Annotated in this window: 11 protein-coding genes; 8 read left to right on the forward strand and 3 right to left on the reverse strand. The window is 40.3% G+C overall.

All coding sequences use genetic code 11. The features are described 5' to 3' along the window. The first annotated feature begins 370 nt into the window (after positions 1–370). From DWX28_RS08300 to DWX28_RS20245, 5 genes are all read left to right on the forward strand, one after another. Entirely contained in the window at positions 371–2,464 is a 2,094-nt protein-coding gene (locus tag DWX28_RS08300) for a hypothetical protein (protein ID WP_118252426.1), read from the forward strand. Continuing rightward, a complete protein-coding gene (locus DWX28_RS08305) occupies positions 2,461–3,099 on the forward strand; it encodes an ABC transporter ATP-binding protein (protein WP_022213714.1) in 639 nt (212 codons plus the stop codon). Before DWX28_RS08300 ends, DWX28_RS08305 begins: the two co-directional genes overlap by 4 nt. 41 nt (positions 3,100–3,140) lie before the next feature. Next, positions 3,141–3,329, forward strand: a complete 189-nt coding sequence (locus DWX28_RS19520; RefSeq protein ID WP_118252427.1) for a hypothetical protein — start codon at positions 3,141–3,143, stop codon at positions 3,327–3,329. A gap of 229 nt (positions 3,330–3,558) precedes the next feature. Beyond that, positions 3,559–5,253: an IS1634 family transposase gene (locus tag DWX28_RS08315; protein ID WP_118252428.1), complete on the forward strand. Its 1,695-nt coding sequence runs from the start codon at positions 3,559–3,561 to the stop codon at positions 5,251–5,253. Positions 5,254–5,276: 23 nt separating this feature from the next. Beyond that, on the forward strand, positions 5,277–5,405 hold the full coding sequence (locus DWX28_RS20245) for a hypothetical protein (RefSeq protein ID WP_255420398.1): 129 nt from the start codon (positions 5,277–5,279) through the stop codon (positions 5,403–5,405). Positions 5,406–5,855: 450 nt separating this feature from the next. Here DWX28_RS20245 and DWX28_RS08320 read toward each other — a convergent pair whose 3' ends face one another. Next, positions 5,856–7,235, reverse strand: a complete 1,380-nt coding sequence (locus DWX28_RS08320; protein WP_118252429.1) for an aldehyde dehydrogenase — start codon at positions 7,233–7,235, stop codon at positions 5,856–5,858. A 153-nt stretch (positions 7,236–7,388) separates the two neighbouring features. On the opposite strand from DWX28_RS08320, the gene DWX28_RS08325 reads away from it, so the two are divergent. Beyond that, a complete protein-coding gene (locus DWX28_RS08325; RefSeq protein WP_118252430.1) occupies positions 7,389–9,011 on the forward strand; it encodes a hypothetical protein in 1,623 nt (540 codons plus the stop codon). Between the two features lie 37 nt (positions 9,012–9,048). Here the strand turns inward: DWX28_RS08325 and DWX28_RS08330 are convergent, their stop codons facing one another. Further along, a complete protein-coding gene (locus DWX28_RS08330) occupies positions 9,049–9,738 on the reverse strand; it encodes a YoaK family protein (RefSeq protein ID WP_118252431.1) in 690 nt (229 codons plus the stop codon). A 176-nt stretch (positions 9,739–9,914) separates the two neighbouring features. Between DWX28_RS08330 and DWX28_RS08335 the strand changes: the two genes are divergently transcribed. Continuing rightward, positions 9,915–10,829, forward strand: a complete 915-nt coding sequence (locus tag DWX28_RS08335; RefSeq protein WP_118252432.1) for a LysR family transcriptional regulator — start codon at positions 9,915–9,917, stop codon at positions 10,827–10,829. A gap of 45 nt (positions 10,830–10,874) precedes the next feature. Here DWX28_RS08335 and DWX28_RS08340 read toward each other — a convergent pair whose 3' ends face one another. Further along, positions 10,875–12,245 (reverse strand): CapA family protein, encoded by a 1,371-nt coding sequence (locus tag DWX28_RS08340; protein WP_118252433.1) that lies wholly within the window; start codon positions 12,243–12,245, stop codon positions 10,875–10,877. Positions 12,246–12,398: 153 nt separating this feature from the next. Between DWX28_RS08340 and DWX28_RS08345 the strand changes: the two genes are divergently transcribed. Further along, positions 12,399–13,250: a deoxyribonuclease IV gene (locus DWX28_RS08345; protein WP_118252434.1), complete on the forward strand. Its 852-nt coding sequence runs from the start codon at positions 12,399–12,401 to the stop codon at positions 13,248–13,250. The last annotated feature ends 43 nt before the right edge of the window (positions 13,251–13,293 follow it).

The raw sequence follows: 13,293 nt of genomic DNA on the forward strand, positions 1-13,293 counted from the left end.
GTACTATATTCATTGCTTGCTTATCGAAATTATCTTGTATAAATATGGGTCAAGTTAAGGTGAAAGCAAGGGGTAATCAAATATAGAGTGTAATATGAAATGAAAAAACTTCGTTGTACAATGAATGTGTGTCTAATAAGTCATCAAGCACAAAATGGTCGATTTTCGAATACAGGAACTCTGGTTTCCAAATTTACGGAAGTACGATTTCACCGCACAAGAATATTCAGTATTTGTTATAAAATTCTAAAGTATAGAAGAAAAGTGATGTTTGAAAGGTTACGAGAAATTGAAATATTCTCAGACATTGAAAAAACTATGAAAACTAAAAGCGAAATTGTTAAATGTGTAGAATAGAGAGGTTGGATGCGTGGAAAAAAAGGTTGTGATATTGCTTACTATTATGACTATGGTAATCAATATATTTTCATTTTTGTATATCAATCAAAAAACTATAGATAAAATATTATACGATAAAACTACCGTATCTTTTAAAATCCATACAGATAAGGATTTGCCAGATATTTTGACAAAGGTAGATAAGTTCTCGGAAACAAATAAAGTTGAGATCGCACAATATAGCTTTTTGAGTTCTAACAAAACAGACATATATTCTACAATGCAGGAAAAGTATAGTGAAGCTTTGAATGTATTAGCCAGCTTTTCGGACAAAAAAATAAAGGTACATGAATTTGAAGAGCTTCTTGATGTAGGGTTTAAGAACTTATTATATATAGATACTAAGGATGAAGAAATGATTCAAAAGTTTTCAAATGAACTTGAAGAAGAGTGCGAGATTCAATATTCACTGCCAAGTAGTTTGAAAAATATGAGTTTTATTTCTACAAACATAAATCCTTTGCCGGTCTTTGTTCTTTTTTATTTCCTATTTATATTAATTGTATTTTTTTATTATTCAAGAAACAGGAAAAAAATTGCTATCTGTAGATTATGGGGATATACACATGTACAAATCTATGGCATGGTAAGCAGATTTATATATATGCCGTTATTTTTACCTCTTGTCCTGAATGGATTGCTGGTCGGCGGAATCATATATAGGTTTGGATTTTCTAATCCATTGCTTCAAGTTGTTTACGGGACGATAAAATTAAATCTAAGTATCATATTTTTTCTGATGTTTTCGTCGATCATTGCGTTTCTGATTTCTTTTGTTACTGTAAGCAATACTAGAAGACAGATGATGTCGAGAGGAATGATTATATCAAATATTTTAAGGCTTTTTTTACTTTTTTTAATACTTCTCTTTATTAATAATCTTTTTGAAGAGAAAAAGGAGCTGGACAGAGATCTAGATAGCTTAATGGCGTGGAGTGATACCAAAAATCTTTTTAACTTACAGGAAATCTATTCACCGTTTAATTATAAGGATTTAGCTTCTGAAGATGTACTCAACAATAAAATCTTAAAGGTGTACCAGGATTTAAGTGGTTTGGATAAAGTATTTATAATCAGCACACGCAATTTCGAACGTTCAAATGTCACCGATGATAATTATGACTATACTTATTTGCATGATTTAAAGAATGAGGGAGATTTGTATTCTCCTTATGGTCGAAATATAGTGGTAGATAAGAATTATTTGAAAAGACATGAAATCAAATCTGTTAATGGAAAAAGTGTCGCTGATATAATAGATGTAGATGGTGATGTTTTAAATATATTAGTGCCAAAAAAATATAAAAAATATGAAAGGATCATAGAGGATTCATTTAGAGATTGGTTTTATTTCCAAAGAGTCACAGTGACAAATATGTATAGGGCGGCTGGCAATAAAACGGAGATCCACAAAAATCTTGATGATCTAAATATTAATATCATTTATATAGAAAACAATCAGAGATATTTTACATATAATCCGTATTCCGGAGACAGTATGAATACAATTGCAGACACTATCGTTACTGTATATACAGAAAATATAGATGCATCTACGCTAGGATCATATGTAGGAAGCAGCGTGTTTGTGGAGGCTGAAGATGAGTATAGCGCTTTGAAAGAAATTAGTTCCATAACTGAAAAATATGATGCCAATGAATTAAATTCGGTAGCATCAGTGTATGATAAAAAAGGAGTAGAAATCCAGTATCTGAAAAATAAGATGGGGCAGTTGATATTAAATACTATAATCATATTTCTGTTTCTGATTATGTTTATGATGGTTACTACATACTTCTATTATAAGTTGTTTTTTCGGGAACTTATCATAAAATCATTATACGGGTATCCGTTTGTATATATCTATAGATTTCTATTTCGGACAAATCTGCTTATAAATATAGGTGTAATACCGTTCGTGGTAATTGCCTGTAAACAGCTGCCATTATATATGATTTCCATAATTGGAGGGCTGCTTCTTATAGACTATTTTGTGGTTTGGATAGTTAACAAGTATTTATTTGCGAAAGGCGAGGCTCAGTTTATAAAAGGAGAGTTTAAATGATAAAATTGTCAAAAGTTTATAAATGTTTTGATAAACGAGTGGTTTTATCAGACGTATCTCTGTCTGTCAGCAAAAACGAGTTCATTTGTATAACAGGTGAGAGTGGTGCCGGGAAAACAACATTATTAAATCTTATCGGTTTACTGGACAAACCGGACAGCGGGGAAATAAGTATAAATGAAAAAAATTATTTTACCTCCAAGGAGATATTGAAGCTGAGAAGAAATTTTTTTGGATATATATTTCAGGATTATTTATTAATGGAAGACAAAACAGTCCAGGACAATCTCAATATATCTAAAAACATATTTAAATATGAAAATAGGAGACAGGATGAAAAAGATATAAATGAAATTCTGGAGATGGTAAGACTGAATCCTGCTTATTTAAATAAAAAGGTCTATCAATTAAGTGGAGGAGAGCAACAAAAAGTAGCGATAGCAAGGATGCTGTTAAAACCTTATGAGCTAGTATTAGCAGATGAGCCTACTGGGAATTTAGATTATAGAAATAAAAATGAGATTATAGAAATATTTAAAGAAATTAAAAAAAATGGAAAAACTATCATTTGTGTTACCCATGATAAAGATGTGGCTGACTCTGCTGACAGAGTTATCAATTTAAGTAGCCTATAAAATAAAAACTTGAAATAGGAGGAACAAAGAATGTCGAAGAAATGGAAAGTGATTCTTACTATATTAACAGTGATTTTTCTGCTATTTATTTTCCTTGTATACAGATATGGCTTTCAGCATTTGATGATTATATTTCGAAGAATATGGTATTTAGTGTTTTAATAGTTGCTGCCGGAAAAAATAATGAAGAATTATTAATTCACATGTTTGATGATGTGGATCTGCTTTAGCCATGGTATACGTCCTCCATATTTTTATGGAATTAGTATACCACAGTGTGAACTTCCGAAAAAATCTCCCCTAAACAAATTTTAGAGCTGATGAGGAATAAAAAAATATTGAAAATCCGGCATTTGCGGGCGATTTGGCTTGCAAACGACCGGATTTTATGATAAAATAATTATAGGGTATTTATACCCTATAATTATGAGAGAATTTATCTAAAATGGAGGGAGTTCCATGTTCCTGAAATATAAAGTTGACATTCCAGTTGTGCCGGGAAAACTGGTGAGAAAAAAACGTGGTGGACACACATATATAGAGTATGAATATGAGCGGATTTATGATCCGGCGAAGCAGTATACATATCCAAAACGGGCATCCATTGGACGCGTAGATCCAGAAAATCCGAACAGAATGACTCCGAACGAAAACTTTTTAAAGTACTTTCCTGATGCAGATATTCCAGAAGAAATAGACCGTTCAGAGAGGAGTCCGTATTTAAATATTGGTCCATATGTTGTACTTCAAAAACTCATAAGGGACAGCAAGTTAAGAGAAATCTTAGGTGAATATATGGATGAAAAGGACACTGGGTTTTTGTTGGATCTGGCCTGCTACAGCATTATTGAAGAGAATAATGCCGGGCAGTATTATCCGGATTATGCGTATGATCATGCTCTTTTTACACCAGATATGAAGCTATATACTGACTCGAAAGTATCCGATTTTTTTCGAAAATTAAGGCCGGAACAGTCGGTTGGTTTTCTAAATAGTTGGAATAAATCGAAGAATAAAAGACAGAAAATTTATCTGTTCTATGATTCTACAAATAAAAACTGCCAGGCAGGAGATATAGATCTTTTAGAGTATGGAAATGCTAAGACAGATGCAAGTCTTCCTATCTTTAATTACTTGGTTGCATGTGATTCTGCGAACAGAGAACCTCTTTTTTATGAACTGTATCCGGGAAGCCTTAATGATATTTCCCAGCTGACCTGTATGATTGACAAGGCACATGGATATGACTACAGGAACATTGGATTTATTCTGGACAGAGGGTATTTCAGTAAAGGAAATCTGGAATACATGGAAAAAAACGGTTACAGTTTTCTGATCATGGTAAAGGGGATGAAGGATTTTATTCGTGAGATTGTGATAGAAAACCAGGGCAGCTTTGAGAACAGCAGAGGAAAATATATTGATCGTTATGATCTGTATGGAACAACTGTCAAGAGCCTGTTATACGAAGGGGATGCGAAAAAAAGAAATATCCATATTTACTACAGTGATGGAAAAGCATATGGTGAAAAACAGGAGATCAAGCAGAAGATACGCCGGCTGAAAAAATATCTGGACGGATGTGTTGGAAAAGAATGTGTAGCATTTGGACCGGAAATCATGAAGTATTTTTACCTGAATTTTGAGAAGGATGGAAAGACGCTGAAGCTTGCAGAAGAGAACACTTCAGCAGTAGAAAAGGAACTGTCCCTGGCAGGATATTTTGCCATTGTTTCATCGGAAAATATGACGGCACGGGAAGCAATTGAGTTACATAAAAGCAGAGATGCATCAGAAAAACTATTCCGCAGTGACAAATCTTATCTTGGAAATAAGAGCATACGCGTATATAGTGATGAAGCATTGTCATCAAAGGTATTTATCCAGTTTATTGCCCTGATCTTGCGGAGCAGGATCTATATAGCATTAAAAGAAAAAAGCGAAAAAATGTTGAAAAAGCCGAATTATCTAACAGTTCCGGCAGCATTAAAAGAACTGGAAAAGATAGTAATGATACGTCAGCTTGACGGCGTTTATCGTCTGGATCATGCCGTCACCGCAACCCAGAAAACCATACTGGATGCCTTCGGTTTAAACGAAGGAAATGTACGGTATCAAGCGAAAGAAATTGAAAAAATCTTACAGAGCAAGTAAGAAAAACAAAGGAGAAAAAGGATATGACAAGAATGAGAAGGAGCAGCGAACAAACCCTGGAATACAAGATTGAACAGGCAGAAGCAAAGGTCGCAAAAACGAGAGAAGCACATGAAAAAGCGGTTGATGAATTAAAAAACTGTATGATATAAGAAAGGCATATCAGAGAGATGAATTGTTAAAAGCGATGAAAAACAGCAGCCGTTCTTATAAAGAAATCCTGGCATATATTACCTTGGGAGAGCCATCAGAGGATGAGCAAAAGAGAACGGAATAAGCCTGTTAACGGACGGAACAGGTAAATTTAACCAGTCGTTTGAAGGAAGATACAGCATTTAGGGGATTTATTTTCGGAAGTTAACATTTATCTTTCTCACCCTGACTTTCTATATACTGACGGATTGATTTTATTTCTACGAACATATTGTTCTTTTTTATTATAATATATTTGTTTTATAAGAACAAGTGTTTTTATGAACTATTCGAGCAGATATGCTCAAAGGTGCAATTCATCCCTTCACCTATAGAGATGAGGGAATTCTTGCTACATTTGTTAAAAAAAGCATAACACAAAAAATAAAATTGTACTACCTCAGATACAATTATTTCAAAAATCTGTGGAGCAGTTTTTCGTTGCGTGGTTTGTACGGCTGGTAGCGCATCGAAAGGTCGATCCATGTTTTCTTGTCCACGATACTCTTGTAATGGGAAAAAGTCCGGAAGCCTTCTTCGCCGTGGTATGCACCCATGCCGCTTTCGCCAAAGCCACCAAATCCCATCTCAGAAGTGGCAAGATGGATCAGCGTATCATTGATACAGCCGCCGCCGAAACTGCATTCTTCCATGAACTTTCGGGCTGTTTTACGCCGTGAAGTAAAAATATAGAGCGCGAGGGGATGTGCCATGGAATTGATTTTTGGAATAACCTCATCCATAGAATCATAAGTTATAATTGGAAGGACCGGGCCAAAGATCTCCTGCTGCATCACAGGATCCTCGAAGGACACAGAGTCGAGGATAGTCGGTTCAATGCGAAGGGTATCAGGATCGGATTTCCCGCCATAAGCGACTTTGCCGGAAGAGATCAGGTCGCAGAGCCGGTCAAAATGTTTCTCATTGATGATCTTGCCGTAATCAGGATTCTGAAGTGGTGTTTCAGAATACTGCCGCCGGATCTGTTTGATCAGATGCTTCATGAGACGGTCCTTGATCTTGCGGTCGCAGTAGATATAATCCGGGGCGACGCAGGTCTGCCCGCAGTTTAAGAATTTACCGAAGACGATCCTGCGTGCGGCGAGCTTGAGATTACATTTCCGGTCTACGATGCAGGGACTTTTGCCGCCAAGTTCCAGGGTGACCGGGGTGAGGAACTGACTTGCCTTTGCCATGACTTCCCTGCCGACATGCTGGCTTCCGGTAAAAAAGATATAGTCAAAATGCTGGTTCAAAAGGTTGGTATTTTCATCCCGACCGCCGGTGACAACAGAGACAAGTTCCGGTTTAAAACATTCCTGTACCAGAGTCTGAATGAGCGTTGTCGTGGCAGGAGAGTAGGCACTTGGCTTGAGGATCACGGTATTTCCGGCTGCAAGCGCGTCGATCAGCGGTTCGATCGAGAGGAGAAACGGATAGTTCCACGGACTCATAACAAGGACTATCCCGTAAGGAACAGGCTTCTTGTAACTGCGCGCGGCAAACTGGGACATCGGAGTATGGACATCCTGTTCTTCAGCATATTCATCGACATTTCGGATCATATGTGTCAATTCGTTCAGGACCAGACCGATTTCACACATGTAACTTTCGAAAGAACTTTTGCCAAGGTCTTCTCCAAGGGCTTTGTTGATATCTTCTTCATGGGCTGTGACCCAGTCTTTTAGTTTTTTCAGATGTTCGATCCTGGTTTTGACAGGACGGGTCGCCCCGGTATAAAAATAACTTCGCTGAAGTTCGACTAGTTTTTTGATTTCTTCTTCTGTCATAATAATTTCCTTTTTTATTTCAAGGATAACAGTCAGAAGAAAAAATGTCAACCCATCGAAAAGTCTGAATATTCAATCGAAAATTGTTGTATAAAGACGATTCCTGTGGTAAAATAAAAAATATAATAATAAGAAAGGGAAGAGGATTTTTATATGAATAAAGGAAGAAAAATACTCAAAAAAGCAGCCTCCGTTGCACTTGGTTCTTCTATGGTCCTGACAGGGGCAAGCATCGCATTTGCAGCAGGATCTTATCAGGAAACAGCCAAAACATCTCTTGATGCTATGGTATCTTCTGTCGCAGGTGCTGTTGATGATTATGCACAGAATATGGACAAGGCATTTGCTGGTTCCACCGGCAAGATGACACTCACCGTGGAGGATACCGGAAAGGCAATCCTCGGAACACTTCTTGGTCAGGAAGACATGAGCTGGCTTCAGGATCTGACTATGGATATGAAAGTTTCTGTCAAGGACGGAACAGAGGCAATCGCTTCCACGATCCTTTTGAATGACCAGAAACTCTGTGATCTCAATATATACGAAGATCTGTCAGAGATGAAACAATACATTCAGATCCCGGAAGTTTCTGATGCATATCTTGCACTGGATCCTGCTGGCAGTGCAGACGAGACAACGCAGGAATTTATGAAGGAATATATGAATGCTTTATCTGATATCACCAGTGTAATACCAGATGGAAAGACGGTCAGCACACTTTTTGACCGCTATGGAAATCTTGTGATCGATAATATGGAAGAGGGAACCGCGACAGAGGAGACACTTTCTGTAGAAGGAATCGGTGAGGACTGTACCGTATATGAAGGCGTTGTTACTGATGATTCCGCACGTTCCATGGTGGAAGAAATCCTCACAACTGCGAGAGATGATAAGGAGATCAAGGGACTCTTCGATCTCTGGAATCAGGGCGAAGATCAGTACGCATCTTATCAGTCTGGAATTGATGATCTGCTGAATGATATCAAATCAGCAGAATCTGAGGACAGTGAAAGTACAGAAAGTTTTTCTGAGAAACTTTGGGTAAACAGTGAGAATAAAGTTGTAGGACGTGAGATTGGAATTTCTGACGGAACAGATTCTCAGCCGGTATTTTCACTCAAGACACCATCCAGTGACGGACAGACTGCACTTCTTCTGGAATTTGGAGCAGATGACAGTTATGTGACTGTTACCGGAACAGGTTCTTCCACTGACGGACTTTGGAACGGCGATTATATCCTGGCTGTGAACCATACAGAGGCAATGGATATCGGTGTAACAGATCTGGAACTCAAACCGGAAAAAGCCGGCTATTATAATGGAACTTTTACAATTTCCTTCCCGGAGGCACAGACAGATGATGAAAATGCTGATGTCACCAGCATGCTGAATGGATTCAGTGCAGTGCTCAAGATGGATTCTGATGCCACAGCTGAAACCAGCAGTATGGAGCTTTCTGTACTGACATCCGGTGTATCACTTGGAACACTTTCTATTACAGGTGGATATGGAGAAGGTGCAGAAATCCCGGATCTTGCAAATCCTGGAACTGTTTATGCAGTGGATAATGAGGAAGAAATGACAGAATATGTCAAGAACGCAGACTGGAGTGTCATCACAGAAAACATGAAGACAGCAGGCGTTCCGGCAGACCTGGCAGATGGATTTTTACAGATCCTGGAATCTTCCGTGGAAGAAACTTCCACAGAAGATGCAGAAGGATCCACAGATGAGACAACAGCACAGGAAACATCCGCAGAAGATGCGGCAGCATAAGAAAAGCAATAATTGATAAGAACCAAAAAGGAGGCTCTCAGGCGTGAACCCTGAGAACCTCCTCTTTTTCTGCTGCTCTGGAAAGAGCGCGTTCCTCATTGACAAGGACGAGTGCGGTGCATACCGGGAGAAGTCCTGCCCATGCGCCTGCCAGATGGAATCTGGAGCAGAACAGGAAGCACACTGCAACTCCGAAATGAAAGGAAAGAAGCACTTTTCCATAGAAGATACCTCTTCGGAGTGCTTCGGAATCTCTGCTGTAAAGGTACTCTGCAAATCCTGTCGTACACTGACGGAGATTGTTGGTGGAGAAGATGCTGGAGCTGTTAAAACCATCGGCACCTTTGAAGGAACACCATTGAAATGCAGTAGCAAAAAAAATTGGATACAGAGCAACAAACGGATCCATGTCCTGTGGAAGAAATGCCAGAAGAACAAAGGCAAGACCATCGATCAGGACACTGATAAATTTCAAGGTTGTCCGTTCCATCTTATGTGAAAGGAATACGGTGGAGACCATCGCGAATATGTAGATCAGCAGTGCGGAGAAACGGAAAAAGATTTCGGCATCCGTACGTCCTACCAGATCCATCACAAAGGAGATCAGGTTTCCGGTCTGTGCAGATCCAAAAATATCACTGCGGTTAAAGATTGCATAACATCCCATAAAACCACCGATAAAAGTCACCGTCAGGTGAAGGCGGCGTTCAAGGACTGCTTTATCCATGTATATCATTCCTATCTTTCTGATTTTGAGCTTATTATAGTATCAAAATATTATATTGTAAATTCGATATTTTATCTATATAATATAAACAGAATTTATAGGTTGCTGTGAATGGAGTGAACAGTAATATTATAGGTTGAACAAATACATAAGAAGACATCACAGAAGGAGGAACCATGAATTACCAGGACATCAAGACATTTCTTACGATCGTATCCAGCTCATCTTTATCCAAAGCAGCGGAGGTGCTGTTTGTATCACAGCCGGCACTCAGCCATCGCCTGTCTGCACTGGAAGAAGAACTGGGAACAGAACTGATCATCCGTAAAAAAGGTTCTCGCACACTGGAGCTTACCGATGCAGGACAGCGTTTTGTCCCGCTTGCGCGTAAGTGGGAGCAGTTGTGGCTGGAGACAAGCAAGATCCAGTACGAGAAGCCACAGGACATTCTTCGGATCGCAAATGTAGACAGTCTGAATTTTTATTTCATGCCGCAGGTCATCGGCAGTTTCTTGGAGAAACACAAGAGATGCAGTTTTCATATTGATACCATGCGGTCAAATGTGTCCTACAAGGCGGTCGAAAACAAAGAAGTCGACATGGGACTGATCACCAATCCGCATTTTTTCAAAAAAGTGCAGACGGTGCCGCTTTTTGAAGAAAAACTGGTCCTGGTCTGCAGCAAAGATACCGCGTATGAGGATGGAATCCTGCCTTCCCGTCTGAAAAGCGAGGATGAGATCTACATTCCATGGAGTGATTCTTTTATCATGTGGCACGATTACTGGTTTGGAAATAATTCCGAAGTAAAAGTATCACTCGACAATATGGCACTTCTGCGCCAGCTCCTCGATCTCGAAAAAACATGGGCGATCATGCCGGCAACAATAGGAAAGAAACTCTCTCAGGAGGGGGAATGCCGCATTGTAGCACTGGAGAATGGTCCGGAATACCGTACCTGCTATGCGATCATGGGAGACCGGCGGAATGCAGCTCCTCTGGTGATGGATTTCCTGCAGGAACTTCTCGACACAGTAAAAGGAATCCCGGAGATCAGAGTGCTCACGGAATATATCCGTCAGGCACCCTGAATCTCCGGGATTCCCGGGTTTTGATGAGGTTACTGCAGGTAGTATCTATTCTTCTTCATCATAACTGTAATCATAAGAATCATCTTCGTCGTAATCGCTGTAGGAATCATCATAAGAATCGTCATAGGAATCATCATAATACGAGTCATCATAGGAATCGGATCCTTCATCATAGCTGGAATCGTCGTAAGAATCCTCTGAGGAATCTTCATTGTCTTCTTCCGAAGAATCCGAACTGTCAGAAGATGATGTCGCGTCGCCGGTGATCATGGCAGTGCGCTCCTGGATCTTACTGAGGATACGTGTGGCTTCATCTCCCTCGGCAGGAGTTGGCTGATAGTTGTTATAGTCAGAATCAGAGGAGATCGAGCATGGGATGATGTTTGTTATATTGTTTGCTTTTACTCCATCCTGATCTACGGTGAAAGTCTGCTGGAAGATCATAGTATCCATATCGCTTGGATACTGGTTTCCGCCAAAGCAGAAGTTTCCGAGGCTGTAGACGATGTTTTTGCCCTTGTATTCTTCGATTCCCTGGAGAACATGCGGGTGATGGCCGCATACCAGATCCGCTCCTTCGTCGATTGCAAGGTGCGCAAGTGTAGTCTGGTTGCTGTCCGGGACTTCTTCTTTTTCATTGCCCCAGTGGAAGATCACGATCGTGATCTGCGCGCCGTCTGCTTTTACCTTGGCGATGTTCTGCTTGAGCTGTTCTTCACGGCCGAGGTGATCCTTGAGCTCGTAGATTCCTACAAGTCCGATCTTGATCCCCTTCACTTCCGTTACAACAGTCTTATCATAACCAAAATTCAGGATACCGGCATTGTCAAGTGCCTGAATGGTGTCGGTATAGCTCTGATCGCCATAATCATGACTGTGGTTGTTGGCAGTGTTGACTGCTTCGACGGAACCGGCAGTGAGGATACTGGTATACTCGGCAGGAGCTTTGAAAGCATATTCCTTGTCCTCGCGCTCATCAGAATCAGTGAGAGTTCCTTCAAAGTTGGCGATCGTCAGATCATCTGCGGAAAAAATGCTCTTCACATTGGAGAAGAAATAATCTGCTCCGTAATTTTCGTAATAAGCATTAAGACTGGTATCGTAGTCAAAGTTTTCATCTGTACCGAGCGTACAGTCACCTACGACACTGACGGTCAGGGATACCGGAGCCATGGTCGGTGTTGGTGTGAGGTCTGCATCTGAGGCAGAAGTCTCATCCTGTGATTTCGCTGAAGCGTTTGTTTTAACGGTACCATTTTTGCGTGCAGAACAGCCACGGACCAGGATGATAAGAAGCAGCAGGATAAGAACGGCACCGCAGCCTATGAGAAGACGTTCAGTGAGCTGCTGCCTTCTGCGGTAGTAGCGGGATTTTCTGTACGCACGTTTTTTGTGTTTTTTCTTTTTTGGCGGCATGGGAAACTCCTTGTTTTATGTATTTTTTTGTTTATAAAAAGTATAGGGAATTTTATACAATTCGTCAATATGTTTGCAGTTTTTGATTTTTTTTGTATAATCAAAGGATAGAAGCGGAACGGTCCGCAGATGCTAAGAAAAAAGGAGATTTTTATGAGTACAGCAAAAAGTCCATTATATATTGGAAACCACACAACTTCATCCAAAGGCTATACCAGGATGGCACGCCAGATGATCGCAAACGGGGGAAATACGTTTGCATTTTTTACCAGAAATCCGAGAGGCGGACGGGCGAAGGAGATCGATCCGGAGGATGTGCGTAAATTTCTGGAACTGACAGAAGAATATAAATTTGGGAAGATCGTAGCACACGCACCATATACACTGAATGCATGTGCGGCAAAGGAAAATATCCGGGAATTTGCCAGGGAAACGATGGCAGATGACCTGAAGCGTATGGAATGGACACCGGGAAATTATTATAATTTTCATCCGGGAAGCCATGTAGGACAGGGAGCAGAAGCAGGAGTCCGCATGATCGCGGAAATGCTGAATGAGGTACTGACCGAAGACCAGACCACAACGGTGCTTCTTGAAACGATGTCCGGCAAAGGGACGGAGATGGGAAGAAATTTCGAAGAACTCCGTCAGATCCTCGACCTGGTAGAAAAGAAGGACAAGATGGGAATTTGTCTGGATACCTGCCATGTCTGGGATGGAGGCTATGACATCGTGAATGATTTCGATGGTGTCCTTGAAGAATTTGACCGGATCATCGGGCTTGAGAAATTAAAAGCCATTCATTTAAATGACAGCCTGAACGATCTTGGCAGCCACAAAGACCGCCATGCAAGGATCGGCGAGGGCCGGATCGGGCTGGAAGCACTGGTAAGGGTGATCCGTTATCCGCGCCTGGAGGGAATTCCGTTTATTCTGGAAACGCCGAATGATGATGAAGGGTGGGCGGCAGAGATTCGGATGCTGAGAGAAGCATACGAGAAATAAATGGACGCGCGACAAGTGCTTCCATGATTGTGTGATATAGAAA

The organism is Blautia sp. AF19-10LB (genome assembly GCF_003461245.1).
GTDB classification, from domain to species: domain Bacteria; phylum Bacillota; class Clostridia; order Lachnospirales; family Lachnospiraceae; genus Blautia_A; species Blautia_A intestinihominis.

Excerpts from the sequence above, each read along its gene's own strand:
- DWX28_RS08315 (WP_118252428.1), top strand. The coding sequence starts at position 3,559 with ATGTTCCTGAAATATAAAGTTGACATTCCAGTTGTGCCGGGAAAACTG.
- DWX28_RS08335 (WP_118252432.1), top strand. The coding sequence starts at position 9,915 with ATGAATTACCAGGACATCAAGACATTTCTTACGATCGTATCCAGCTCA.
- DWX28_RS08345 (WP_118252434.1), top strand. The coding sequence starts at position 12,399 with ATGAGTACAGCAAAAAGTCCATTATATATTGGAAACCACACAACTTCA.
- DWX28_RS20245 (WP_255420398.1), top strand. The coding sequence starts at position 5,277 with ATGACAAGAATGAGAAGGAGCAGCGAACAAACCCTGGAATACAAGATT.
- DWX28_RS08325 (WP_118252430.1), top strand. The coding sequence starts at position 7,389 with ATGAATAAAGGAAGAAAAATACTCAAAAAAGCAGCCTCCGTTGCACTT.
- DWX28_RS08305 (WP_022213714.1), top strand. The coding sequence starts at position 2,461 with ATGATAAAATTGTCAAAAGTTTATAAATGTTTTGATAAACGAGTGGTT.
- DWX28_RS08320 (WP_118252429.1), bottom strand. The coding sequence starts at position 7,235 with ATGACAGAAGAAGAAATCAAAAAACTAGTCGAACTTCAGCGAAGTTAT.
- DWX28_RS08340 (WP_118252433.1), bottom strand. The coding sequence starts at position 12,245 with ATGCCGCCAAAAAAGAAAAAACACAAAAAACGTGCGTACAGAAAATCC.
- DWX28_RS19520 (WP_118252427.1), top strand. The coding sequence starts at position 3,141 with ATGGAAAGTGATTCTTACTATATTAACAGTGATTTTTCTGCTATTTAT.
- DWX28_RS08330 (WP_118252431.1), bottom strand. The coding sequence starts at position 9,738 with ATGGATAAAGCAGTCCTTGAACGCCGCCTTCACCTGACGGTGACTTTT.